General features: G+C 64.8%; 24 protein-coding genes. 15 read left to right on the forward strand and 9 right to left on the reverse strand.

What is annotated here, in order from left to right:
• The first annotated feature begins 41 nt into the window (after positions 1–41).
• The 5 genes from FSY59_RS09905 to FSY59_RS09925 all read left to right on the forward strand — a co-directional run bounded on the left by FSY59_RS09905 (position 42) and on the right by FSY59_RS09925 (position 3,868).
• Positions 42–935 carry a helix-turn-helix domain-containing protein gene (locus FSY59_RS09905; RefSeq protein WP_043370383.1) on the forward strand — a complete coding sequence of 298 codons (894 nt, stop codon included), beginning with the start codon at positions 42–44 and terminating at the stop codon, positions 933–935.
• Positions 936–1,036: 101 nt separating this feature from the next.
• On the forward strand, positions 1,037–1,597 hold the full coding sequence (locus FSY59_RS09910; protein ID WP_003059952.1) for an RNA polymerase sigma factor: 561 nt from the start codon (positions 1,037–1,039) through the stop codon (positions 1,595–1,597).
• Positions 1,594–2,181: a hypothetical protein gene (locus tag FSY59_RS09915; protein WP_148728894.1), complete on the forward strand. Its 588-nt coding sequence runs from the start codon at positions 1,594–1,596 to the stop codon at positions 2,179–2,181. Before FSY59_RS09910 ends, FSY59_RS09915 begins: the two co-directional genes overlap by 4 nt.
• Positions 2,182–2,229: 48 nt before the next feature.
• Positions 2,230–3,441: a sulfite oxidase gene (locus tag FSY59_RS09920; protein ID WP_003059949.1), complete on the forward strand. Its 1,212-nt coding sequence runs from the start codon at positions 2,230–2,232 to the stop codon at positions 3,439–3,441.
• A 91-nt stretch (positions 3,442–3,532) separates the two neighbouring features.
• Complete coding sequence (locus FSY59_RS09925) at positions 3,533–3,868, forward strand: cytochrome c (protein WP_019042914.1); 336 nt, start codon at positions 3,533–3,535, stop codon at positions 3,866–3,868.
• Positions 3,869–3,874: 6 nt separating this feature from the next.
• Here FSY59_RS09925 and FSY59_RS09930 read toward each other — a convergent pair whose 3' ends face one another.
• On the reverse strand, positions 3,875–4,627 hold the full coding sequence (locus FSY59_RS09930; protein ID WP_003059945.1) for a hypothetical protein: 753 nt from the start codon (positions 4,625–4,627) through the stop codon (positions 3,875–3,877).
• A gap of 205 nt (positions 4,628–4,832) precedes the next feature.
• Between FSY59_RS09930 and FSY59_RS09935 the strand changes: the two genes are divergently transcribed.
• A complete protein-coding gene (locus FSY59_RS09935) occupies positions 4,833–5,456 on the forward strand; it encodes a tetratricopeptide repeat protein (RefSeq protein WP_003059943.1) in 624 nt (207 codons plus the stop codon).
• A gap of 46 nt (positions 5,457–5,502) precedes the next feature.
• Entirely contained in the window at positions 5,503–6,330 is an 828-nt protein-coding gene (locus FSY59_RS09940; RefSeq protein WP_003059942.1) for a hypothetical protein, read from the forward strand.
• 84 nt (positions 6,331–6,414) lie between these two features.
• Here FSY59_RS09940 and FSY59_RS09945 read toward each other — a convergent pair whose 3' ends face one another.
• Positions 6,415–7,842 carry an FAD-binding oxidoreductase gene (locus tag FSY59_RS09945; protein WP_003059940.1) on the reverse strand — a complete coding sequence of 476 codons (1,428 nt, stop codon included), beginning with the start codon at positions 7,840–7,842 and terminating at the stop codon, positions 6,415–6,417.
• 291 nt (positions 7,843–8,133) lie between these two features.
• On the opposite strand from FSY59_RS09945, the gene FSY59_RS09950 reads away from it, so the two are divergent.
• On the forward strand, positions 8,134–9,132 hold the full coding sequence (locus FSY59_RS09950; protein ID WP_050873103.1) for a tripartite tricarboxylate transporter substrate binding protein: 999 nt from the start codon (positions 8,134–8,136) through the stop codon (positions 9,130–9,132).
• Positions 9,133–9,147: 15 nt separating this feature from the next.
• Positions 9,148–10,119, forward strand: a complete 972-nt coding sequence (locus tag FSY59_RS09955) for a BMP family protein (protein WP_148728895.1) — start codon at positions 9,148–9,150, stop codon at positions 10,117–10,119.
• A gap of 24 nt (positions 10,120–10,143) precedes the next feature.
• Here FSY59_RS09955 and FSY59_RS09960 read toward each other — a convergent pair whose 3' ends face one another.
• Complete coding sequence (locus FSY59_RS09960) at positions 10,144–10,512, reverse strand: EF-hand domain-containing protein (protein ID WP_148728896.1); 369 nt, start codon at positions 10,510–10,512, stop codon at positions 10,144–10,146.
• 184 nt (positions 10,513–10,696) lie between these two features.
• Here FSY59_RS09960 and FSY59_RS09965 point away from each other — a divergent pair, with 184 nt between their 5' ends.
• The gene (locus FSY59_RS09965) at positions 10,697–11,263 is read left to right on the forward strand and encodes a cob(I)yrinic acid a,c-diamide adenosyltransferase (RefSeq protein WP_050873099.1); all 567 of its coding nucleotides are present in this window, start codon (positions 10,697–10,699) and stop codon (positions 11,261–11,263) included.
• 21 nt (positions 11,264–11,284) lie between these two features.
• Positions 11,285–12,193 (forward strand): LysR substrate-binding domain-containing protein, encoded by a 909-nt coding sequence (locus FSY59_RS09970; protein ID WP_043370397.1) that lies wholly within the window; start codon positions 11,285–11,287, stop codon positions 12,191–12,193.
• A gap of 12 nt (positions 12,194–12,205) precedes the next feature.
• On the opposite strand, the gene FSY59_RS09975 is transcribed toward FSY59_RS09970, so the two are convergent.
• Positions 12,206–13,444 carry a D-amino acid dehydrogenase gene (locus FSY59_RS09975; protein ID WP_367379838.1) on the reverse strand — a complete coding sequence of 413 codons (1,239 nt, stop codon included), beginning with the start codon at positions 13,442–13,444 and terminating at the stop codon, positions 12,206–12,208.
• 255 nt (positions 13,445–13,699) lie between these two features.
• Between FSY59_RS09975 and FSY59_RS09980 the strand changes: the two genes are divergently transcribed.
• Both FSY59_RS09980 and FSY59_RS09985 read left to right on the forward strand, forming a co-directional pair.
• The gene (locus tag FSY59_RS09980) at positions 13,700–14,581 is read left to right on the forward strand and encodes an amino acid ABC transporter substrate-binding protein (RefSeq protein ID WP_003059928.1); all 882 of its coding nucleotides are present in this window, start codon (positions 13,700–13,702) and stop codon (positions 14,579–14,581) included.
• Position 14,582: 1 nt separating this feature from the next.
• Entirely contained in the window at positions 14,583–15,311 is a 729-nt protein-coding gene (locus FSY59_RS09985; protein WP_003059925.1) for an aspartate/glutamate racemase family protein, read from the forward strand.
• A gap of 166 nt (positions 15,312–15,477) precedes the next feature.
• Here FSY59_RS09985 and FSY59_RS09990 read toward each other — a convergent pair whose 3' ends face one another.
• From FSY59_RS09990 to boxC, 4 genes are all read right to left on the reverse strand, one after another.
• Complete coding sequence (locus FSY59_RS09990) at positions 15,478–16,080, reverse strand: HD domain-containing protein (protein WP_019042917.1); 603 nt, start codon at positions 16,078–16,080, stop codon at positions 15,478–15,480.
• A gap of 136 nt (positions 16,081–16,216) precedes the next feature.
• Positions 16,217–17,518: a benzoyl-CoA 2,3-epoxidase subunit BoxA gene (gene boxA, locus FSY59_RS09995; RefSeq protein WP_003059922.1), complete on the reverse strand. Its 1,302-nt coding sequence runs from the start codon at positions 17,516–17,518 to the stop codon at positions 16,217–16,219.
• Between the two features lie 120 nt (positions 17,519–17,638).
• Positions 17,639–19,066, reverse strand: a complete 1,428-nt coding sequence (gene boxB / locus FSY59_RS10000) for a benzoyl-CoA 2,3-epoxidase subunit BoxB (protein WP_003059920.1) — start codon at positions 19,064–19,066, stop codon at positions 17,639–17,641.
• Between the two features lie 174 nt (positions 19,067–19,240).
• On the reverse strand, positions 19,241–20,899 hold the full coding sequence (gene boxC, locus FSY59_RS10005; protein WP_043370404.1) for a 2,3-epoxybenzoyl-CoA dihydrolase: 1,659 nt from the start codon (positions 20,897–20,899) through the stop codon (positions 19,241–19,243).
• Between the two features lie 304 nt (positions 20,900–21,203).
• Between boxC and FSY59_RS10010 the strand changes: the two genes are divergently transcribed.
• A complete protein-coding gene (locus tag FSY59_RS10010; RefSeq protein ID WP_029158482.1) occupies positions 21,204–22,403 on the forward strand; it encodes a threonine ammonia-lyase in 1,200 nt (399 codons plus the stop codon).
• 19 nt (positions 22,404–22,422) lie between these two features.
• Here the strand turns inward: FSY59_RS10010 and FSY59_RS10015 are convergent, their stop codons facing one another.
• Entirely contained in the window at positions 22,423–23,193 is a 771-nt protein-coding gene (locus FSY59_RS10015; RefSeq protein ID WP_003059914.1) for a slipin family protein, read from the reverse strand.
• 304 nt (positions 23,194–23,497) lie between these two features.
• Here FSY59_RS10015 and FSY59_RS27355 point away from each other — a divergent pair, with 304 nt between their 5' ends.
• Positions 23,498–23,635: a hypothetical protein gene (locus FSY59_RS27355; RefSeq protein WP_003059912.1), complete on the forward strand. Its 138-nt coding sequence runs from the start codon at positions 23,498–23,500 to the stop codon at positions 23,633–23,635.
• The last annotated feature ends 208 nt before the right edge of the window (positions 23,636–23,843 follow it).

A 23,843-nucleotide genomic window follows, 5' to 3' on the forward strand; every position in this document is an offset into this window, starting at 1 on the left:
CGATAGTCTGCCAATTGCTATCGCAAACCAGCCAATCCCGTATGCCCAGCCTCCAAGACCCCGGACCCCTGCGTGCAGGCAAGGCCTCCGCCTATGTGGAGACGCTGACGCCTCATCTCTACATACCCACGGCACAGCGCCCGGTACGCGCCAAATGTCGCTGGCTGGAGGCCGACACCCAGGTCAGGCCCCACCGTCATCCCTGGGGGCAGCTGGCGATCTCCACCACGGGCACCATTCGTCTGACGGTGGCGCAGGGCACCTATATCGTGCCGCCGTCGCGTGCGCTGTGGGTGCCGCCCGGCATGGAGCATGCGGTGACCATGGTGGAAAGCGCCGATCTGCGCACGCTTTACTTCTTCCAGTCCCATGGGCACTGCGGCCCCGATGTCGGGCCAGGGCAGGAGGCGATCTGGCGTCAATGTCGGGTGCTCAATGCTTCGGACCTGCTGCGTGCCGTGGTGCGCGAGCTGCCCACCCTGCCCGATGACAGCCTGCAGCTGTCCGAGCAGGACAGGGCGCGCGAGCACCATCTGAGCGAGCTGCTGCTTGACGAGCTGCGCCGCGCCAGCGCTGTGCAGCTCGGCGTGAACCTGCCCCAGGACAAGCGCCTGCGCCTGCTGTGCGAGGCCGTGCTGGCCGACCCCACGCGCAACGAGACGCTGGAGGACTGGGCGCGCGATACCGGGGCCAGCCCGCGCACCGTGGCGCGGCTGTTTCGCCAGCAGCTGGAATGCAGTTTTACCCAGTGGCGTCAGCAGGTGGTGCTGGCCCATGCCGTCAGTCTGGCGGCGCGCAACTGGCCGATTCAGCGCATTGCGGCCGAGCTGGACTACAGCCCCAGCGCCTTCAGCGCGATGGTGCGCCGCACCGTGGGCATGCCGCCGGCGCAGTTCTTCGGCATGCACACCAAGGTCACGGCTGCCAGCGATTGATTTGACAGCGCTGCAGGTCTTCTCTTCCCGTTTCCGGGGGCCTGCGGAAAATATTTGCGGCGGCATGGAATGAAAGCAGCAGGCCTGCGCTCTTTATCACCATGATCTTCTCTGCCGAGTCGCGCTACAACCAGTGGGTGCGCGAGCATTACCGCTTCCTGCTGCGCAGTGCCTGGGCACTGACGGGCTCGCGCGCCACGGCCGAGGATGTGGTGCAGGACTGCTTCACCAGCGCCTGGCGCTTTCGCCACCAATTGCGCGACCAGAGCATGGCCCGGGCATGGCTGTTCCAGATCATGCGCCGCCATGCCTTCAGGCATTTCGATCCCGGGCAGCTGCAGGCTCAGCCGCTGGACGAATCCTGCGAGCAGGGCGTGAATCACCATGAGGCACTCGATGCGCAACTGGACGTGGTCAAGGCGCTGAGCCGCATCGCCCCCATCCATCGCGAAGTGCTGGTGCTGTACTACTTTGACGACATGCCCACGGCCCAGATGGCCGAGGCGCTGGATATTGCACCGGGCACCGTGCTCTCGCGCCTGGCGCGGGCCCGTGAAGCGCTCAAGACGGTGCTGCAGGAGCCGGCGCGCCATCCCGCCGGGGCCGCCATCGAATCTTGCGCTGCTGCCAGCGTGATACCGCTGAGAAAGCGCGCACCATGAAACACCAAGACCGACCCGAAGACACCGATTTCGACCTGCGCGCCCGTGCCGAGCTGGCGCTGGCCTTCGAGCCCGGCGAGCCGCCGGCCCATTTGCTGCGCCACACGCCCTGGTATGCCCGCCGTGGGCTGCAGGCGTTGTGTGCGGCAGCGATCCTCGGCAGCGCTGCATGGGGCAGCGTGCTCGGCCTGCGCCCGCCGCAGATGGTGCGTTCGGCCATCGAGCATGAGTACTACGAACGAACGCTGCGCGGCCAGTTCATCGCCGAGGCCGAGATGGCCCGGCACATGGACTGGCCCGCCGACCGCAAGCTGCCCGGCTACACCCAGCTCATGCGGCCCTGCGACATCGACGGCAGCCGCGCCTATCACCTGACCACCTTTTTCGAGAAAAGCGGCATCGTCACCGTGCTGGCCTTCGAGCAGCCCCAGCGGATTGCCGACGGCCAGGGCTGGTGGGCCAACAGCTACTGGCAGGTGGTGCGCTCGCGCGAAGGCCGCCCGCTGGTGCTGATCGCGCAGAAGAAACAGGCTCTGGCCGTGGCATCACGCGTCCTCGGAGCCCCCGAGAAAGTCGATGGCTGAACCGGATCTCTCGCCCTGCTCATTCACCACAATCAACGAGGAGACATCATGCAACAACCCACATCCCTGCCGCGTCGTCGCCTGCTCGCCGGTAGCGCCAGTGCACTGGCGGCGGCCGGTCTGGCCAGCTTCCAGGGCCAGGCCATGGCACAGGCAGCTGCGCCCGCCGCCAAGCCTCTGCCCGGCTATGCCGGCTTCAAGAATGCCGATGCCGTGATCGTGCACAGTTCCACCACCATCGAGACCCGGCGCAGCGCGTTTGGCTCCAGCGTGGTCACTCCCACCAGCCAGCTCTATGTGCGCAACAACCTGCCGACGCCGCCTGAGAGCATTGTGGCCGACCGCGATGCTTGGGCGGTACAGATCGATGGCGTGAACCGGCCTCGTCAACTGAGCCTGCGTGAACTCAAGACCATGGGACTGGAGACAGTGACCATGGTGCTGCAATGCTCGGGCAACGGCCGTGGCTTCTTCCCCTCCAAGCCCAGCGGCACGCAATGGACCGTGGGCGCCGCAGGCTGCGTGGTCTGGAGCGGTGTGCCGGTGCGCGATGTGGTCAAGGCCCTGGGGGGCGTGGCCGGCGGCATGCTCTACATGACGGGTACGGGCGGCGAGGTACTGCCTGCAGGCCTGGACCCCAAGAGCGTGCTGGTGGAGCGCTCCGTGCCCCTGTCGGCCATGGAGGATGCGCTGCTGGCCTGGGAGATGAACGGTGAGCCCGTGCCCCTGGCCCACGGCGGACCGCTGCGCCTGATCGTGCCGGGCTACACCGGTGTGAACAACATCAAGTACATCAAGCAGCTGGCCTTTACCGCCAAGGAAAGCGAAGCGCACATCATGTCGCACGGCTACCGCATCTCGCCTCCGGGCAGCAAGGGCGATCCCAGCCAGCCCTCGGTGCAGGAGATGAGCGTCAAGTCCTGGATCAACAGCCCCATTCCCGAAGACGGCAACCGGGCCGCCGGCCTGGTGCAGATTCAGGGCGTGGCCTTCGGCGGCATGCATGCCATCAAGGGGGTGGAGGTCTCCATCGACGGCGGCAAGAGCTGGAAGCAGGCCCGTCTGGTGGGCCCCGATATGGGCCGCTATGCCTGGCGTCAGTTCGTGCTTGCGGCCCAGCTGCCCAAGGGCACCTACCAGCTGGCCAGTCGCGCAACCGACGTCAGGGGCAATGTGCAGCCCGAGACGCGCGGTGAAAACCAGAGCGGCTACAACAACACCAGCTGGGCTGACCACGCGGTCACCGTCACCGTGGCCTGAGCGCCGCACTCGCTGTCCATGCCGGGCGCCGAAGAAGGGGAGCCCGGCCATGGATATCCAAACCACGATGCATCGCATTTCCCCAAGAACAATGATGAAGACAAAACCCACCCTCGCCGCCCTCTTGCTGACCATCCTGGCAGGCACCGCCGCCCATGCCGATCAGGCCGCCCAGATGGCGCGCGGCAAAGAGCTGTTCACCACGGCTGCCGTTCCTGCCTGCGCGGTGTGCCATACCCTCAAGGATGCCGGAGCCGAAGGTGCCATCGGTCCCGTGCTGGACGAGCTGCAGCCCGATGCGGCCCGCGTGGCCCGTGCCCTGAAGGATGGCATCGGTGCCATGCCCTCCTTCAAGGCCACGATGAGCGAAGCCGACATCGCTGCTGTTGCTCTCTATGTGAGCAAGGCCAGCGGCGCAGCCAAATAAAGCGGATCAACCGCGTTCTGCGCCATCCAGCGGCATGGCGTAAATCCAGACCTTGTGGCGGCTATTGCCTTGCAGGCAGGCCGCTGCTTCCACGCCGGGCAGCTGGAAGTCCAGGCTGACCAGCCAGCTGCCGGGCTGCATCTCGGTGGCGGCCTTGACGGCGGCGCGGCCCATGCTCTCGGGCCGCTGGAACAGATAGACCAGCTGATAGCCGCTCCAGTCGGCCAGCCAGATATCGCCACGCCGCACGCGTGCCCAGGGGCAGCGCAGGGCACTGGCAATCACCAGCGGCCAGCTCCACTCCAGGCCCTGGAGACGGGCCTGCGGCAGCTCGCTGCGCAGCGCGCGCAGGCCGTCGCCCATGCCGCAGCCGGCATCCAGCACCGGTGCCTGGTCGGGCAGCTTCACGACCTCTGCCAATCCTTTGAGCGCATGCAATGGCGTCGGAAAGACGGGAGCATCGCGCCAGGCATTGAGCGGGTAGATCAGCAACAGCAAGGCCAGCGGCAGCAACCAGCCCCATGCGGGCAGCTGGCTGGCGCTGAGCACCAGAAACGACAGCGGAAAGCCTGCGGCAATCAGCAGGCGGCGCCACCAGCTGTTGCCCCAGAGACTGGCGGCCGAGCTGGCGGCACCCGCCAGCAGCAAGGCCAGCCACCAGACGACGATATGACCGAGCGCAAAGAAGGCGACCCAGGCCAGCAGCCAGGTCAGCAGCGCAGGCAGAGGCCATACCAGGAAAGACGATTTGTTTTCCATCAGATTGTTAATTTTGTGAAGGATCTTATGCAGGTGTGCTAGCGGGTGATGCAACGCAAGTACTCACTGCACAGCCACTTGTATATTGTGCAAATTACCCCCCCAAGGGGGGGTATGCGAGCGTTCATCTCGCCGTAAAAATTACCATTTTTTGCTTATGTATACTTTTCGGCTTTCACCGGCAGAAAATCAAGAGGAGTGATTCATGCGCCTGGCTCTACCAAGCCTTTCATTGGCAGCTCTTGCGCTGACGGCATGCGCGGCACAGACGCCGCAGGATCAGCTGGCACCTGCGTCGCCCACGGTGCGCCTGTGCGAAGGCAACAACTGCTCCGAGCTGCCGCGCAATGTCGCTACCTTCCGCGGCGAGCCGGTCAACCCGGAAGCCGAACGCCGCCAGGCAGCCCTGGTGCAAAGGGCCGAAGCCGATCTGCAGAAGACCCAGGCCGATCCTCGCGCCGCCTATGACCTGGGTCTGCGCTATCTGCGCGGCGACGGCGTGGAGCGCAACAGCTATCAGGCCATCGAGTGGATGCGCAAGGCCGGCGATGCCGGTCATGGCCCGGCCCAGTTCGCGCTCGGTCGCCTGTATCTGCTGGGTTTTGAAGAAATGGGTCCGGACCCCGCCGAAGCCGAGGCCTGGCTGTCGCGCGCCGCCGCCAAGGGCTTCAAGGAAGCCAAGTCTCTGCTGCCTCAGGCGCAGGCTGCCAAACAGAATGCTCATGCTCGCTATCAGGCCATCGAGGACGAACGCAAGTCCTGGAACCGCTGGTACGTGAGTGCGCCCTACTACCTGGTGTGGGGCTCGTCGGGCTGGTATTACCGCTGAAGCGCGTCGAGCGCCTCAACATTTTTCATTTGTAGAAAGCATCTCTATGTCCAAGAAGACAACGCTGCGTCTGGCAGCCATCGCATCGGCCCTGGCACTGGGCGGTTGCGTGACCCCCGGCGGCGGCACCATTTCCACCGGCACGGCTCCCACGGCGGCCACGGGCGCAGCGGGCGGCGCCACCAGCGTGAATGCCAATGCCTCTCTGGAGCGCTGCGATGCGCCTCTGGGCACGCTGGCCGTTGACGACGGTCGCGGCAAGGAGTGGTATGCGAGCTTTGGCGCGGCCACAAAGATCACCACCATCGAGCCTCTGATCCGTCTGGCCGTGCAGCAGTCCAACTGCTTTGTGATTACCTCCGTCGGCAACAACCGCACCGAAAGCAAGATGTCGGCGATCACCGACAAGCAGCGCAATTCCGGTGAGTTCCGTGCCGGCTCCAGGCAGCAAAAGGGCCAGCGCGTGGCCGCTGACTACTACATGGAGCCCTCCATCATCATCGACAACGATGCCACCGGCCAGCTGGCTGCCGGCGTGGGCGGTCTGTTCGGCAATGTGGGCACGCTGATCGGCGGCGCCATGCAGAGCAAGGCTTCGGTGGTGACGCTGAGCATGTTCGACATCCGTTCGGGCGTGCAGATCTCCATCTCCGAAGGCAACTCCACCGCGACCAACTTCGGCGCTGCGCTGGGTGCCTTCGGCGGCGGCGTGGGCGGCGGTCTGGGCGGCTTCTCGCGCACACCGGAAGGCAAGGCCACCGTGGCTGCCTTCATGGACGCCTACAACAATATGGTGATCTCGCTGCGCAACTACAAGGCGCAGGAAGTCAAGGGCGGCCTGGGTCGCGGCGGTCAGCTCAAGGTCGGCAAGTAAAGCGTCGATCCGAGAACAGAAAAGGGCCTGCAACTGCAGGCCCTTTTTCATGGCTGGCGCGTTTTCAGCCAGCGCGAGCGAGGCTCACTGTAGCTGAAAGATCTTGCCCGGGTTCAGGATGTTCTTGGGGTCCAGAGCCTGCTTGATGGCACGCATCATCTGCACCGCACCGGCTCCCGCCTCTTCGAGCAAAAAGCCCTGCTTGTGGATGCCGATGCCGTGCTCGCCCGTGCAGGTGCCGCCCAGCGCAATCGCGCGTGCCACCAGCGTGTGGTTGAGTTGCTCGGCCTGCTGGCGCTGGGCGTCGTTGTCGGGGTCGATCAGATAGCCGAAGTGGAAGTTGCCGTCGCCCACGTGGCCGACCAGGAAGTAGGGGATGCCGCTGGCATCGGCCTCGGTCACGCATTCCAGCAGCGCATCGGCCAGGCGGCTGATGGGCACGCAGGCATCGGTGGTGATGCAGCGGCAGCCGGGCACGCTGGAGACGGCCGCGAAATAGGCGTTGTGGCGTGCGGTGAACAGGCGCGTGCGGTCTTCGGGGCGCTCGGCCCATTCAAAGGCATTGCCACCGAATTCATGGGCAATGTCCTGAACCATCTCGGCCTGCTCCTTCACGCCCGTGGGTGAGCCGTGGAACTCCATCAGCAGCATGGGCTCCTCACGCAGGGACAGCTTGCTGTAGGCGTTGACCATGCGTACGGAATTCACATCGACCAGTTCCACGCGAGCAATGGGAATGCCCATCTGGATGGTCTGGATCACCGTGTGCACGGCGTTTTCGATGCTCGAAAAAGAGCAGATGGCTGCGCTCACCGCTTCGGGCAGCGGGTAGATGCGTAGCGTGATCTCCGTGAAGATGCCCAGCGTGCCTTCGCTGCCCACCAGCAGGCGGGTCAGATCGTAGCCGGCGGCGCTCTTCTTGGCACGGTTGCCGGTACGCACCACTTCGCCATTGGCCGTCACCACTTCCAGGGCCAGCACGTTCTCGCGCATGGTGCCGTAGCGCACGGCATTGGTGCCGCTGGCGCGGGTCGAGGTCATGCCGCCGATCGATGCGTCGGCACCGGGATCGATGGGGAAGAAGAAGCCGGTGTCCTTGATGGCTTCGTTCAGGGCCTTGCGCGTGATGCCGGGCTGCACGGTGATGGTCAGGTCTTCGGTGTTGACCGAGAGCACGCGGTTCATGCGGCTGACGTCGATGGTGATGCCGCCCTGCACGGCCAGCAGATGGCCTTCCAGCGACGAACCGGCGCCATAGGCAATCACGGGCACGCCGTACTGGTCGCAGAGCCTGACGGCGTCCTGCACGTCCAGGGTGGATTCGGCAAACACCACGGCTGCCGGCGGGGGCGCCGCAATCGCGCCTTCGTCGCGGCCATGCTGCTCGCGCACGGCCAAGGCCGTGGAGCACTGGCTGCCGAAACGTGTTTGCAGAGCCTGCAGAAATTCTTCGGGGATGGGGCGCTGCACGAAATCGGGCTGCAGCGAGGTATGGGCAACGGGTGCGTTCATCGGGGTCTCCAGAGGAGAAAAAGAATACCACCAGGTCCGATCCGGGCGTGTACGTATTGCGCACTAGGCCAGGGCGCAGGAGGCTGCGGCGGCCGGTTTTGCGCATGCCTTGCCAGGCATCGTGACTTTCGCGGCAGCGCAGCCGCCTTGCGCGAGCACATAGATAAGTTTCGCCCTAGCTAATGAGAATTCAGTGTTTAGGGTTTGTGCCGGGGGTGCCTATATTGGCAAGCCTCATGGCGTGCGCTGCAGAGCTCGCTTCAAACCAAAAGCAGTTCGGAGGGCGGAGCTATGCGCGATACGGGTCGCAGATCATTCATTCAGGGGCTGGCCGGGGTGTCGGCGGCAGGCATGCTGGGCGCGGCATGGCATGTGCGTGCCGCGCAGACGCAGGCCTGGCCGGTGCGGCCCATCAAACTGGTCGTGACCTTTCCGCCGGGCGGCTCCAGCGATATCGTGGCCCGGGTGCTGGCTCCCGCGCTGGCCGAGAAGCTGGGCCAGAGCGTGGTCATAGACAACAAGCCCGGTGCGGGCTCGTCGATTGGCGCGCAGATCGTGGCGCACAGCGCCAACGACGGCTACACGCTGCTGGTATCCAATTCGGCGGCGCTGTCGATAGCGCCATCGCTGCTGCAAAGCCCTGGCTACGACCCCTTGCGCAGCTTCGAACATCTGGCCTACATCGGTGCAGTGCCCACGGTGTTTGCCGTGCACCCTTCGGTGCCCGTCAACAGCCTGAGCGAGCTGGTGAGCTGGATCAAGGAGCAGCCTGCTCCCGTCGCCTTTGGCAGCGGCGGCGCCGCCTCGGTGGGCCATCTGGTGGGCGAGCAGTTTGCACAGACGCTCAAGCTGTCCATGGAGCATGTGCCTTACCGCGGCGCCGGCCCCATGCGTGCGGATCTGCTCAGCGGCCATATCAAGCTGGCCATCGATGCGCTGCCGCAGAACATCGCGCTGCACAAGCAGGGCCGGCTCAAGCTGCTGGCGCTGACATCCTCACGCCGCGTGGCGCAGGCACCGACGGTGCCCAGCGTGGCCGAACTGGGACTGGCACAGCTGGTCTCGGAGAACTTCGTCGGCATCTCGGCACCGGCTGGCCTGCCCAGGGCTCTGGCCGAAAAAATCGCCAGCGCGGTGCGGCAGATCAGCGCGCGTCCCGAGTTTGCGCAGACGCTGGAAGCCCAGGGATTCGTGACCCGGGACATGGAATCCAAGGCCTTCACCCAGCTGATTGCGGACCAGCATCTGGCCTGGGGAGATATCGCCAAGAAAACAGGTGCAAAACTTTAAGCAGAAGAGACAACGATGAGCAGCGAGACACTGTATTCACCCCGTAAGCCACGCTATGCCGTGGTGCTGTTTGGCCCCGAAGGCCAGGGCAGTTTCAACGAGTCGGGACTGCGCGGAGCGCACAAGGCCAGAGAGGCCGGCCACGAGGTCGATGTGCTCTGGGTGGCCGGCCAGTCGGCCCAGCAGCGTGCTGCCGAAATGTCCGCATTGTGCGGCGGTCGCTACGCGCTGATTCTGGCGCATGGCGGTCAGGGTGACGGTCCGGTGCAGATCCTGGCCGATCGCTGGCCCGAGCAGGCCTTTACGGTCACGCAGGGCAGCTGGACGGCAGCCAATGTGGCGCGTTACGAGGTGCTGCAGGAGCAGTCGGCCTTCCTCGCCGGCGTGCTGGCCAGCCAGTGGAGCAAGACGGGCAAGGTGGGGCATTTCTCGGGCGAGAAGGTGCCGCCGGGTCTGCGTGGCCGTGCGGCCTATGCGGACGGTCTCAGGCGCGCCGGTTTTGAGGGGCAACTCGTCACCCAGTTCTGTGGCCACCAGCATCGTCCGGGCTGGGCCCGCAGCTGTGTTTCGGCGATGGTCGAGCAGACGGGTCTGGACATTGTGTTTGCCATGCTCGATGGTGGCCGTCCCGGTGTGACGCAGGCCTGCCGCGCACAAGGCGTGGCGCAGATCGGCAATGTGCTGGACTGGGTGGCGCGCGACCCCGAGGTGTTTGTGGCCTCGGCGATCTGCGATTCCGGCGAGGCCTTGTTTCGCGCCGTCGAGGACCATGCCAGGGGCCTGCTGCCGCTGGGTGGCTATCGTGCCTTCGGCCTCGAGGAGCCGAGTCTGGTGCGGCTGGAAATGGGGGCCGGAGTGAGTGCTGCGCAGCGCAGCCTGGTCGAAGACTGGGCGCAGCGTCTGCTGCGCCGCGAGTTCGAGATTCACCTGGACTATGCCGGGGCCGAGTTCCCCTTGCCGCAGGAGGAACTCAGCGCTGCGGCGTGAGCAGGAAAGCGCCGCGGCAAGGCCTCAGTACTGCTGAGCGCCCTTGTCGAATTCGGCGCGTGACAGCTGGCCGTTGCGGTCGCTGTCAATCTCTTCGAAGCGCTGGGAAATGGCGGGCAGCTGGCGCGCTTCCTGCGCGCTGAGCTGACCGTCGCGATTGGCGTCGGCACGCTCGAAGGCCGCCTGCACGCTGTTCCTGGCGGTGGGGGCCTGCTGCACGCCGGTGGCCGCGCCTGATTGCACGATGCGCGCCGGCTCCTTGCTCTCGCCGACAGTGCCGCTGCCGGTTTGCGCAAAAGCCATGCCCCCGCCGAGGGTGAGTGCGGAGAACAGCACCACGCTGACGACTTCGAATGACGAGACCTTGCAATTGAGCAGATTCTTCTTGTTCATGGATGGCATTCCTTCTCTATGCGATAACAGGAGTGCATTGCACCCTGTGAGGCGGCAAAGGGCCAGCACTTTTGCCTGCTGTTGCCTCAGGCTACATTTGTCTGCGGGCTGTAACGCACAATGGCGGCCGTATCTGAGGGCCGTGCCGGCCCTGAAAACTCGCAGCTTTGACAAGGGATGACCCATGGGCAACCGCCTCACGCAAATCGCCACCCGCACCGGAGATGACGGAACCACCGGCCTCGGAGACAACACCCGCGTTTCCAAGAACAGCGGCCGCCCGCATGCCATGGGCGATGTGGATGAACTGAACTCGCATATCGGTCTGCTGCTGTGCGAGCCGATGCCCCAGGATATGCGCGACCTGCTGATCGACATCCAGCATCAGCTGTTCAACCTGGGCGGCGAGCTGTCCATGCCGGGCTATGAGCTGCTCAAGGATGATGCGCTGCTGCAGCTCGACAATGCGCTGGCCCACTACAACGCACAGTTGCCGCGCCTGCAGGAGTTCATCCTTCCTGCTGGCACACGCGCTGCCGCGCAGGCCCATGTATGTCGCACCGTGGCGCGCCGTGCAGAACGCCAGGTGGTGGCGCTGGAGCAGACCGAGGCCATGCGAGCCGCTGCGCGCCAGTATCTGAATCGCCTGTCCGATCTGCTGTTCGTGCTGGCCCGCGTGCTCAACCGCATCGACGGCGGCGACGATGTGTACTGGAAGAGCGAACGCCTGGCGCGCGCCCAGTCCGAGTGAGGCAGGGGTAGGAGGGCGGGCATGCGTCTGCGACATATCGAAGTCTTCAATGCCGTGATGCAGACCGGCAGCGTCAGCGCGGCTGCGCGCCTCATCAACGTCACGCAGCCCGCGGTCAGCCGCACGCTGCAGCATGCAGAGCTGCAGATGGGCTTTGCGCTGTTCCAGCGCGCGCGGGGGCGGCTGACGCCGACCAATGAAGCACTGGCCCTGTTTCCACATATCGAGAAGCTGTTCGAGCAGCTCGACGAGGTGCAGCGTCTGGCCGCCAACCTGCGCCACGGCCAGTCGGCCGACCGGCTCAATGTGCTGACGGTGTTTGCGCTCAGCCGCGAGGTGTTGCCGCGCGCCGTGGCGGGCTTCAGGCGCCGCCATCCACAGGTCCAGGTACATGTGCAGGCGCTGCACACGCCGCAGGTGGTGTCGGCCCTGCTGCTGCAGGAGGCCGATGTGGGTTTCGTGATCAGCTCCGCGGGCCAGCCCGCGCTGGAGCACGAACTGCTGGCCGAGGTCGACATGTTCTGCGTGTTGCCCAAGGGACTGCTGTCGCCTTCGCGCGTGCGCGCCGAAGGCATGGAACTCAAGGATCTGGCCGATCTGCCTGTGGTCGCGCTCGATGCGCGCGACCCGCTGGGCATGCGCCTGGGCCAGGCCTGCCGCGAGCATGGCGTGGGGCTGTCGCCGGTGGTGACTGTGCAGACCTACCATGCGGCGCTGTCCATGGCCGAATACGGGCTGGGCGCGGCCATCATGGACGGCTGCACGGCCCTGGCGGCCGACCGGCGCCGTGTGCACGTGGTGCCGCTGTTGCCGCGCATCACCGTGGGCGTGAACGCGCTGAGCCTGCCCCAGCGCCCGGGATCGGTGCTGGCGCGTGCCATGACCCAGGAAATGCACAAGGCTCTGCGGGAGCTTCTGAGCGCCTCCTGAGCAGGCCCGCGTTCAGGCTGCGCGCATCTGCGCAGCCAGCCGCTGTGCCGACCCGAAGGCCAGCGTCAGGCCCAGCGCACCATGGCCTGTCTGCAGCCACAGATTGCGTGGTCCGCCGCGCTGGCGGCCGGTGATGGGCAGGCCCGTGGGTGTGGCCGGGCGCATGCCGCTCCAGGGATGCAGCGAGCCCTGCAGCGGCAACTGGGCAAAGACCTGCTGCGTGGAGCGGCGCAGGCTGTTGATGCGGGCCGTATCGATGCGTGTGTCGCGGCCGATGATCTCCACCATGCCGGCCACGCGCAGGCGTTCGCCAAGGCGCGCGAACACCACCTTGCGCGCGGTGTCGGTCACGCTCACGCGCGGCGCGGCCTGGGTGTGGTCGGCCGGTATGTCCACGGTGATGCTGTAGCCCTTGAGCGGATAGACGGGAATGCGCAGGCCCAGCTGGCGCGCGTGGGCCGGGCTTTCCCAGCCGCTGGCCAGCACGTAGTGCTCGGCCTGAAGCAGTCCTGCGGCAGTGCGCAGGCCGGTGACGGCGTCGCCCTGGCGCTCGAAGCCCAGCACCTCGGTGTCGTAGCGCAGCTCGGCGCCGCGTGCGGCCAGCAGCGCCGCCAGCTGCTCACACAGCTGGCGGCAGTCGGCAGCGCTTTCACTGGGGGTGTGAACGGCGCCCGCCATGCGGCCCGCGTAGCCTGCCAGCGCGGGCTCCAGGCGCACGGCGACTGCCGCATCCACGACCTGCTGGCTGGCGCCGCCAAGGCGCGATTGCAGGGCGACCTGCCGGGCCGCGGCATCCAGGCCCTGCTGTGTGTGGTAGAGCACCAGCTTGCCCGGCGTGTGCAATGAGCAGCTCAGGGACTCCTGCGCCTGCAGGCTCTCGAAAGCCTGCCGGCTTTCGGCGGCCAGCCTCAGCAGCGCCTGCGTGCCGGCCATGGAGGCGCGTGCATTGCAGGCGCCCAGAAAGCGCAGGCCCCAGGCCCATTGGGCGGGATCGGCGCGCAGGCGCAGTGCCAGCGGCGAGTCCTTTTCCAGCAGCAGTTGCGGCAGCATCTTCCAGATGCCGGGATCGGCCAGCGGCTGCACATAGGAATAGCTGAGCTGCGCGCCATTGCCGCCGCTGGCGCCCGCTGCCGGGCCGGGCCCGCGCTCCAGGACCGTGACGCGGCAGCCCGCGCGCTGCAGCGCATAGGCAGTAGCCAGGCCGACGATGCCGGCGCCCACGATGCAGACATGCATTGATCGTTTCTCCATGCTGTCGCACTGTAGGCCCGTGCGGAGCCGGGCAGCCATGGCATTTGGCATGCAGGGTATGCACCCAGGTTATGGTCTGCCCGCGCGATGCGTGCCGCCGGGTGGCCCTCGGTTGCGGTGTTTACCCGGGGCATGGCGGTGCCTGCGCAGCTACCCATAAACCAGGGGCATGGACCAGCCCGATATTGTCATCCCCCGGAGCCGGGCACGCTTTCTACACTGGCGGCACATCCACCACCGAAGAGGAGACACCGCATGCAACTTCACTCCACCGTGCTTTGCGCGGCACTGGGCCTGGGTTTTCTGGGCGCTGCCCATGCCGATACCCTGGCCAAGGTGCGCGACAGCGGGCGCATCACGCTGGCCTACCGCGAGTCCTCCGTGCCCTTCAGCTACCTGGACAACGGCAAGCCCATCGGCATGACCGTAGAGCTTTCGCAGGCAGTCGCCGAAGCCGTGAAGAAGGTGCTGAACCTACCCGCGCTGGAGGTTCGCTGGCAGGCCGTGACCTCGCAGAACCGCATGCCGCTGCTGGCCAATGGCACCATAGACCTGGAGTGCGGATCGACCACCAACAACACGGTGCGAGCCAAGGAGGTGGGCTTTGCGATCAATCACTTCTACACCGGTACGCGGCTGCTGGTGAAGAAGAGCTCGGGCATCCAGAACTATGCCGATCTCAAGGGCAAGACCGCGTCCATCACCACCGGCACCACCAATCTGCAGGTGCTGCGCAAGGCCAATGCCGAGCAGGGCTGGGGCATGAACATCGTCATGGCCAAGGACCATGCCGACGGCTTTCTGCTGGTCGAGAACGACCGTGCCGCGGCCTTCGGCATGGACGACATCCTGCTCTACGGCCTGATCGCCAACGCCAAGAATCCCAAGGATTTCCACGTCGTGGCCGATGCGCTGCAGGTCGAGCCCTATGCCTGCATGCTGCGCAAGGACGACCCGCAGTTCAAGCAGCTGGTGGATGGCGTGATCGGCGACATGATGAAGTCGGGCGCCTTCGCCAGGCTCTACGACAAATGGTTCATGCAGCCCATACCGCCCAAGAACGCGGCCCTGGGCCTGCCCATGAGCGAGCAGCTGCAACGCAATGTGCAGGAGCGCGGCGACAAGCCGGCATTCTGAGATGCGGGCGGTGGGCATTCTCGGCGGCATGGGGCCTGCAGCGGGCGCGGATTTCGTACGCCTGTTCGTGCAGGCCTGCACCCGGCATCTGCAGGGCCAGGGCCTGCCCGTGCACGACCAGGCCTATCCCGAGCACTGGCTGGTGCAACTGCCCATGCCCGATCGCACACAGGCGCTGCGCAGCGATCCGCAGTCCCCTGCGGGCCCGGCCGCGCATCTGCTGCAGGGTGCGGGCCGGCTCGCGGCCCTGGGCGTGCGCAGCGTGGCTCTGGCCTGCAACACGGCCCATGCCTGGCATGGGCAGATACAGGCGCTTTTCCCGCAGCTGCGCGTGCTGCACATCGCGCAGCAGACGGCGCTGTATCTGAAGGCCGGCGGCGCGCGACAGGCCCTGGTGCTGGCCACGGACGGCACCTATGACAGCGGGCTCTACGACGCGGCGCTGGCCGATTGCGGGATTGCCGCACTGCGGCCCGGACCGGCGGGCCGGGCCCGGCTCATGCAAGGCATCTACGAGGGCGTGAAACAGGGCGATATGCCGCTGGCCGTGCAATGCTTCGGCGAGGCGCTGGCGCCGCTGCTGCAGCGCCATGGCGCTGTGCCCGTGATCATGGGCTGCACCGAAATCCCGCTGGCCCTGCCGCAGGCATCACAGGCCCGCGGCGCCGAGCTGGTGGACCCGGCCTGGATACTGGCCTGCGCGCTGGCGCAGGATGCCTACGCGCATTAGCTGCGACGGCAGCACGCTTGCGGAGCGGGCTAGGACGCATCGAAAAGATGAGCTGCAATCGCCCTCAGAAAAACAAACATGGACCGAATCATTGCCAGGTTTGTTGATGAGTAAGCGATAACAGCTCATCTTTTGATGATTGCTGCAGGCGCCATGCCGGCGTGTGCTACGACTTCCTGGCGTCCTGCACTTCCGAGTCCATGGCGGCCTTGTAGATGCTTTGCCGGGGCCGCTGCATCAGGCGGCGCAGCATGGGCTCGAATTCACTCAGGGGCAGGGTCTCGGCCCGGGGATCGAACGCAGGGTTGTCATAGAGTTCGCAGAACTCGGCCGTGCGCGTGTAGTACGGATGGTCCCGGAACTGCTCGCGCATGTCCCTGTCCAGGCCGATGTGATGGAAGAAATAGTGACCCTGGAAGATGCCGTGATGCTGGACCATCCAGTGGTTGGCCTCGCTTACAAAGGGCTGGAGCACCGCTGCGGCTATGTCGGGGTGGTTGAAGGACCCGAGGGTGTCGCCGATGTCGTGCAGCAGTGCGCACACCACATACTCCTCGTCGCGGCCGTCGCGCAGCGCACGCGTGGCGGTTTGCAGGGAGTGGGTGTAGCGGTCCACCGGAAAGCCACCATAGTCGCCTTCCAGCAGCTTCAGATGGGCCATCACCCGATCGGGCAGGCCGCTGGTGAAGTGTGCGAATTCACCGCCGATCAACTGCCAGTCTTCACGCGTGCTGTCTTGCATGCGCAGAAAGTTCGCCCGTGCATTCATGCCATGTCTTTCGTGGGTTATGGTCGTTGCACTGTAGGGCGCCGGCAGGGGCTGCGCTGTCAAGGGCATGACATGCCGCCACCGCCTTGATGCGCGGATCCTGTTTGCCGCAGACGGGGGGCGAGGGCTGCAGGCGTCAGTAGGTTTCCAGGTGCAGACGTCCTTCGCGCTTGAGCCTTGAGCCAAGTTCATCCCAGCCCAGTCCTGCTTGCTGGGCCACGTCACGCAGGGCCAGCACGACGCCGTCCTCCATGCTTTTGAGACCGCAGACATAGATATGCGTGTTGTCGTCGCGCAGCAGCTCCATGAGGTCGGCCGAGCGCTCACGCATGGCGTCCTGCACATAGCGCCTGGCCTGGCCGGCCACGCGCGAGAAGGCGAAGTTGATGTCGATGAAATCCTTGGGCAGGTTCTGCAAGGGGCCGAAATAGGGCAGCTCCTGAGGCGTGCGCGCACCGAAGAACAGCAGCAGTTTCCCGCTGTCGAACTTGCCGCTCTTGCGCAGGCGGCGGCGCCACTCCGTCATGGCGCGCATGGGCGCGCTGCCCGTGCCGGTGCAGATCATCACGATGTGCGAGCGCGGGTGGTTGGGCATGAGAAAGCTGCTGCCGAACGGACCTATGACCTGCACCTTGTCGCCCACCTGCAGATCGCAGAGATAGTTGCTGGCCACGCCGCGCACGGGCTGGCCCTGGTGATCCTCGACCACGCGTTTCACGGTCAATGCCAGATTGTTGTAGCCGGGGCGTTCGCCGTTGCGGGCGCTGGCAATCGAGTACTGGCGTGCCACATGGGGCTTGCCGCCGGCATCCACGCCGGGCGGGACAATGCCCAGCGACTGGCCTTCGAGCACCGGAAAAGGCATGGCGCCGAAGTCCAGCACGATATGGTGGGTCTCGTTGTCGAAGCCGGCTTCCGTGCAGTTCAGATTGCCCACCACCGTGGCCGTCACCGGAGCCTTGGGACCATGCAGATTGGTGTAGGCATGGGCGGCAGACCAGGGCGGCGTGGTGGCGCCATAGCTGGCGGCGCGAAAGACTTCCGCAGCGCCGTTATCGGCCAGACCGGCAGCGGCCGCGATCACGGCCTGGGCCTGGCTCAGGTCCTGCACATCGACGGCATTCTCGGTCGTCTGCGCGGCGGCCAGCACGTCGGCGCAAAGCTCTTCGGGCAGGCTCTCCCAGCCCAGTTGCTCGGTCACGCTGTAGGGCTTGCTTGCCGACACCAGGCGCCAGTTGTCGATGGAGCCCGTGGGGCAGGGCGAGATGCAGTCCATGCAGCCGTTGCACTTGTCCGCCATGACTACATAGTTGTTGTCGTCATGCGTGATGGCGTCCACGGGGCAGGTTGCCTCGCAGGTGTTGCAGCGGATGCAGATCTCCGGGTCGATCAGATGCTGCTTCAGGATGCCGTTTTCAATCAGCGTGATGGTGCTCATTTCTTTCTCCAAACTGGCATGGCCTCAAACTGGCACTGCACCAAGTGAGAGGTGCCGAGCAAGAGCCGCCTCGCGGCGAAGGCACCGTCCCCTTGGGGAAGCCGCGTAGCGGCTCAGGGGTCACCCAAACTTCACGTACTCGAAGTCCACGGGCTGGCGATTGATGCCCATGACGGGGGGCGCAATCCAGCCGGCGAACTTGCCCGGCTCCAGGCATGGCTTCATCAGCGATGCGACAAAGTTGCGGTCGTCGTCGCCGGCCAGCCACTCGCTCTTCCTGAGCAGCCATTCCTGCTCGCTCACGGGGCGGCCGTCGGGGCTGATGCGCACGCCTGCCAGCGCGCCGATCTGTCGGTTGAAGGCCTTGTGCGGCACCGTCAGGCGAAAGTCGATGCCGGCCTTTTCCATCACCTTGTTCCAGCGGCCTACACCGGCATTGCTGTCCTTGATGTAGTCGTCGCGCAGCACCTCGTTCAAGGCGTTGAGCATGGGCACTTCCTTCTCCTGCAATTTGCCGTCCACCACTTCCAGCACCTTGTAGTTCTGCTCGTGCAGCCTGTGGTCGTCCTCGCGCTTGCCCTCTTCGTAGCGGCCCTTGAGGCCCGAGCTGTAGAAGGTGGCGGCATTGCTCGACTGGTCGGCGCCGAACAGGTCGATGGTCACGCTGTAGTGGAAGTTCAGATAGCGCTGGATTGTGGGCAGATCGATGACGCCCGCATTGCGCAGCTTGTTCACATCGTCGGTCTTGAGCTCGTTCATGACCTGGCAGGTGCGGGCCAGCACGCGCGAGACGCCGGACTCGCCGACGAACATGTGGTGCGCCTCTTCGGTCAGCATGAACTTGGTGGTGCGCGCCAGCGGATCGAAGGCCGACTCGGCAAGCGCTGCGAGCTGGAATTTTCCGTCTCTGTCGGTGAAGTAGGTGAACATGAAGAACGCCAGCCAGTCCGGCGTTTTTTCATTGAACGCGCCCAGAATGCGCGGGTTGTTTTCATCGCCGCTCTGGCGCTCCAGCAGGGCCTCGGCCTCCTCGCGTCCGTCACGCCCGAAATGCTTGTGCAGCAGGTAGACCATGGCCCAGAGATGGCGGCCTTCTTCCACATTGACCTGGAACAGATTGCGCAGGTCGTACATGGACGGCGCGGTCAGGCCCAGGTGGCGCTGCTGCTCCACCGACGCGGGCTCGGTATCGCCTTGCGTGACGATGATGCGACGCAGGTTCGCGCGGTGCTCGCCGGGTACGTCCTGCCAGGCTTTCTCGCCCTTGTGATCGCCAAAATGAATGCTGCGTTCCTGATCCGCCGGGTTCAGGAAGATGCCCCAGCGGTAGTCACGCATCTTGACGTAGCCGAACTGCGCCCAGCCCTGCGGATCCACGCTCACCGCAGTACGCAGATAGACATCGTGGTTGGTCGATCCTTCGGGGCCCACATCGTCCCACCAGCGGATGAAGCTGGGCTGCCAGCTCTCCAGCGCACGCTGCAGCGTGCGGTCACCGCTGAGGTCCACGTTGTTGGGAATCTTCTGGCTGTAGTCGATGCTGCTCATGGGGAGTCTCCTGTGATGTTTTGCCGATTCATGAAGCCATGTGGTCGCTGCGAAACTGGCGCAGCCCAGGCGGGTAACGCCGAGCAAGGGCCGCCCCGCTGCGAGGGCGTTGTCCCCCTCCGGCACGCAGTGCCAGAGAGGGGGAAGCGGCGTAGCCGCTCAGGGGGAGTTTCCTCATACCCTGTTGAAATCGAAGCCGGCTTTCTGTCCGGTGCCGTAGAGCTTCAGCGCCCCTTTTTCGCCCACCGCGTTGGGGCGGTTGAAGATCCAGTTCTGCCACGCCGACAGACGCCCGAAGATGCGCGTGACCATGTTTTCCTGGCTGGCGAAACGCAGATTGGCTTCGAGGCCCGTGAGCGCGTCGGGCGACATCGCGGCACGCTCTTCCATGGCGATGCGGATCTCGTCTTCCCAGTCGATATCGTCAAGCGCGGCGGTGACCAGTCCCAGCTGTTGCGCGGCATCGCCGTTGAGCGGCTTTCCCACGGCAGCGCGCGCGGCCTCAAGCGGCCCGGACTCCTCATAGAAGCGGCGCTGCAGACGGCTTTGATCGTTGACCAGCGGCAGCAGGCCGAAGTTGAAGGCATCGAGCTCGATGACCGGCTCGCGCTCGGGTTCGTCGGGCAGCACCAGCATGTAGGCGCGATCGGCGCAGAAGACCAGCTCGGCCAGCATGCCGACAAAGCAGGAGCCGGGCTCGATCAAGGCGAACAGCGACCGCGACGACACATCGAGGCGTGCAAAGGTACGGCGCAGCAGGCCTGTGGTTTGCTGCACCAGCCAGTGATCGCGGTGCGTCACCAGGGTCTGGCCCGCCGCCAGCACGGCGCGCGCATCGCCCTCGGTCTTGAGAATCCAGGTGCCCACATCGAGCTCGTTGGTGCGCAGATGCAGGATGGCGTCGTCGAGCTCGCGGCCCATGGCCAGCGGCCACCAGGCGGCGCCTGCGCTTTCTATGGCTTCAGGGCTGGCGGGCTGTTCGCCACGGGGGGCCTTGACCGTGATGGTGGCACTGCGCTTGCTGCGATCGATCTGCACGCTGACGTGGCGATAGTGCAGGCCGTCCGGGCTTTGCTCGCGCTGCAGCCTGGCGAGCTGTACGCCCTGGGCGGAAGCCGGGCGCGGGCTGCTCTCGCCCAGTGCTGCGGCACGTTGCTGCACCACCTCGGAAAACTGCGCGGGCTTGGCGATCGCATCCACCAGTCGCCAGTCCACGGCACGCTGGCCGCGCACGCCTTCCACGCTGGTACAGAAGATGTCGGCCAGGTCGTGGCGCACATGGCGCTTGTCGGTCACGCGCGTCAGCCCGCCCGTGCCGGGCAGCACGCCCAGCAGAGGGACCTCGGGCAGCGATACGGAGGAAGATCGGTCGTCGATCAGCACGATGTCGTCGCAGGCCAGAGCCAGCTCGTAGCCGCCGCCTGCGCAGGCGCCGTTGATGGCGGCGACGAACTTGAGTCCGTCGTGCCGGGAGCTGTCCTCCATGCCGTTGCGCGTCTCGTTGGTGAACTTGCAGAAGTTCACCTTCCAGGCATGGGACGAGACGCCGAGCATGAAGATATTCGCGCCCGAGCAGAAGATGCGTTCCTTGCCGCTGGTGACGATGACGGAGCGCACCTGCGGGTGTTCGAAGCGGATGCGGTTGAGCGCATCGTGCAGTTCCACGTCCACGCCCAGGTCATAGCTGTTGAGCTTGAGCTTGTAGCCGGGGCGTATGCCGCCGTCCTCGGCAATGTCCAGCTTGAGCCGGGCGATATTGCCATCCACTTCAAGCGACCAGTGCCGGTACTGGCTGGGGTCGGTGCGGTAATCGACAACGGTTTGCTGCTGCATGCTCGGCTCCTGCTGAGATGAAAAATAGTGCAGTTATTGACTGGGTTTAGGCACAATTATGCAGATCGCGCAAAAAAATGCACGCTGTTTTAGGCACTATGTTGCATGTTTTGCGCTAACTAAGGGAAATCCTTAGCGGTTCGCTCATCGCAGCATGGCGCTGAAATTCAGCTCTTTTTGTCGACAGGCCTTTTCAAATAAAAGGATTGAAGCTATCAATTGGAGAGCGAGTGGGTCAGAAGCCGCTGATCTGCAAACCCAGCACCGGCGCGGGGTGATGGGCTGCTTGCAAAATGGCTTCACCATGCTGACCTTTGCAGATATCCAAGCCGCCGCTGCGCGCCTGAATGGCGCCGTCCTTCAAACTCCTTTTGTGGAATCACGCACGCTCTCGCAGATCACGGGGGCGCAGGTCTATCTCAAGTTCGAGAACCTGCAGTTCACGGCATCCTTCAAGGAGCGTGGCGCGCTGAACAAGCTGCTCATGCTCAGCGATGCCGAGCGCGCACGCGGCGTGGTCGCCATGAGTGCGGGCAACCACGCCCAGGGCGTGGCCTATCACGCGCAACGTCTGGGCCTGCGTGCCGTCATCGTCATGCCTCGCTTCACGCCTGGCGTGAAGGTGGAGCGCACGCGCGGCTTCGGTGCCGAGGTGGTGCTGCATGGCGATACCCTGGCCGAGGCGCGTGCCCATGCCTATCAGCTGGCGCAGGAGCAGCAGCTGACCTTTGTCCATCCCTATGACGACGAGGCGATCGCCGCCGGCCAGGGCACGCTGGCGCTGGAGATTTTGCAGGCCCAGCCCGATCTGGATGTGCTGGTCATTGCCATTGGCGGTGGAGGCCTGATTGCGGGCATTGCCACGGCGGCCAAGGCCATCAAGCCCGAGATCGAAATCGTGGGCGTGCAAACTCAGCGCTTTCCTTCCATGGTCAACGCGCTGCGCCACACCGATCTGCCCATGGGTACATCGACGATTGCCGAGGGCATTGCCGTGACCCAGCCCGGCGTCATCACCCAGGAGGTGGTGCAGCGCTGCGTGGATGACTTGCTGCTGGTGGACGAAGGGGATATCGAGCAGGCCGTGCTCATGCTGCTGGAGATCGAGAAGACGCTGGTCGAAGGCGCGGGTGCGGCAGGCCTGGCGGCGCTGCTGCGCAATCCTGAGCGTTTCAAGGGCAAGAAGGTGGGGCTGGTGCTGTCGGGCGGCAACATCGATCCGCTGTTGCTGGCCGCCATCATCGAGCGCGGCATGGTGCGCTCCGGCCGTCTGGCGCGCATCCGCGTCAGCGCGCGCGACGTGCCCGGCGTGCTGGCTCAGATCACGGCCACCGTGGCCGGTGCCGGTGCCAATATCGAGGAAGTGCACCATCAGCGTGCCTTCACCATGTTGGCCGCACAGAACGTTGAAATCGAATTTGTGCTGCAGACCCGCAACCAGCCCCATGTGGAGCAGGTGCTGATGGCTTTGCGGGCCGCAGGCATGGAGGCCGCCCTGGTGTGAAGGTGGGCGGCGGCGGGGTTCAGGCCGGCAAGGATGCTGCTTTCTTCATGAGCGGCGCCACCAGATCCATGGGCAAGGGAAATACCACGGTCGTGTTCTTGTCTGCGCCGATCACGGTCAGCGTCTCCAGATAGCGCAGCAAGATGGCCTGAGGCTCCTGCGCCAGCACCTTGGCTGCCTGGAACAGTTTTTCAGAGGCCTGCAATTCACCCTCGGCATGAATCACCTTGGCGCGGCGTTCGCGCTCGGCCTCGGCCTGGCGCGCGATCGCCCGGATCATGGATTCGGTCAGATCGACCTGCTTGATCTCCACGTTCGAGACCTTGATGCCCCAGGTGTCGGTTTGCGCATCCAGCGCCTGCTGGATGTCCAGGTTCAGCGATTCGCGCTCTGCCAGCATTTCGTCGAGCTGATGCTTGCCCAGTACGGAGCGCAGCATGGTTTGCGCGAGCTGGCTGGTCGCTTCCAGATAGTTGACCACCTGGATCACCGCCTTTTCCGCATCCACCACGCGCAGATAGATCACGGCATTGACCTTGACCGAGACGTTGTCGCGCGAGATCACATCCTGCGCCGGGACCTCCAGGACCACGGTGCGCAGATCCACCCGTACCACCTGCTGAATGGCGGGAATGATGAAGATCAGTCCCGGCCCCTTGACCTTCCAGAAGCGCCCCAGCGTGAATACCACGCCGCGCTCATACTCGCGAAAAATCCGGATCGACGCCGTCCCCAGGCCAATCACCAGCATCAGCAGGATCAGCCAGAACAAGAAAGAAGCGCTAACCATAGAAGCCATCCTTTCAGCGAGGAACTTCGGCGCTGCGATCTGACGCGAAACGGTGCACATCGATTTCGCAATCGGCGCCGGGTCGTCCGCAAGCCCAGCATATGCTGTTGCACTCCGGGTGCGAACGTATCTGCGCATGGTCGACATCGAAGAAGTGCTGTTCGCCATTGGCGGCGCATGAGAGGCGGGTCTGAGCGCCAAGAGCTGCTATGGCTTTCCCTGACCCATGTCGCCAGGGCTGTGCCTAGAATGGCCGCAGAGCTTGCTTGTTTCACCGCCTGCTTTCAGGAGGAGCATTGATCACATGTCAGATGATTCCGCTGTGAACCACGAGGCACAGGATGCGGCCGAAGCCGTTGTGCCCTATATTCCCATCATCATTCCCGCCGCTGGCGCCGTGATGATGTTCCTGCTGGCCTTTATCGCCGTGAACATGGCCTAGGCATTCCAACCTTCTCGAGCCCAACCCCGCGACGCGGGGTTTTTTTACGTCTGTGCAGGGTACGAATGAATGTCGGATGCATATTGTGATGCGCAGAATGCATAGATATTGCCAGTGATTTGCTGACAAATTCAAGGCTCCTACCTAAAATCGATCTCCCGCTGCTATTCAAAACAAGGTTGTTTTGACTATTTCAGACGGATTTCAG

Source organism: Comamonas sp. Z3 (assembly GCF_008121565.1).
GTDB lineage: Bacteria > Pseudomonadota > Gammaproteobacteria > Burkholderiales > Burkholderiaceae_C > Comamonas > Comamonas brasiliensis.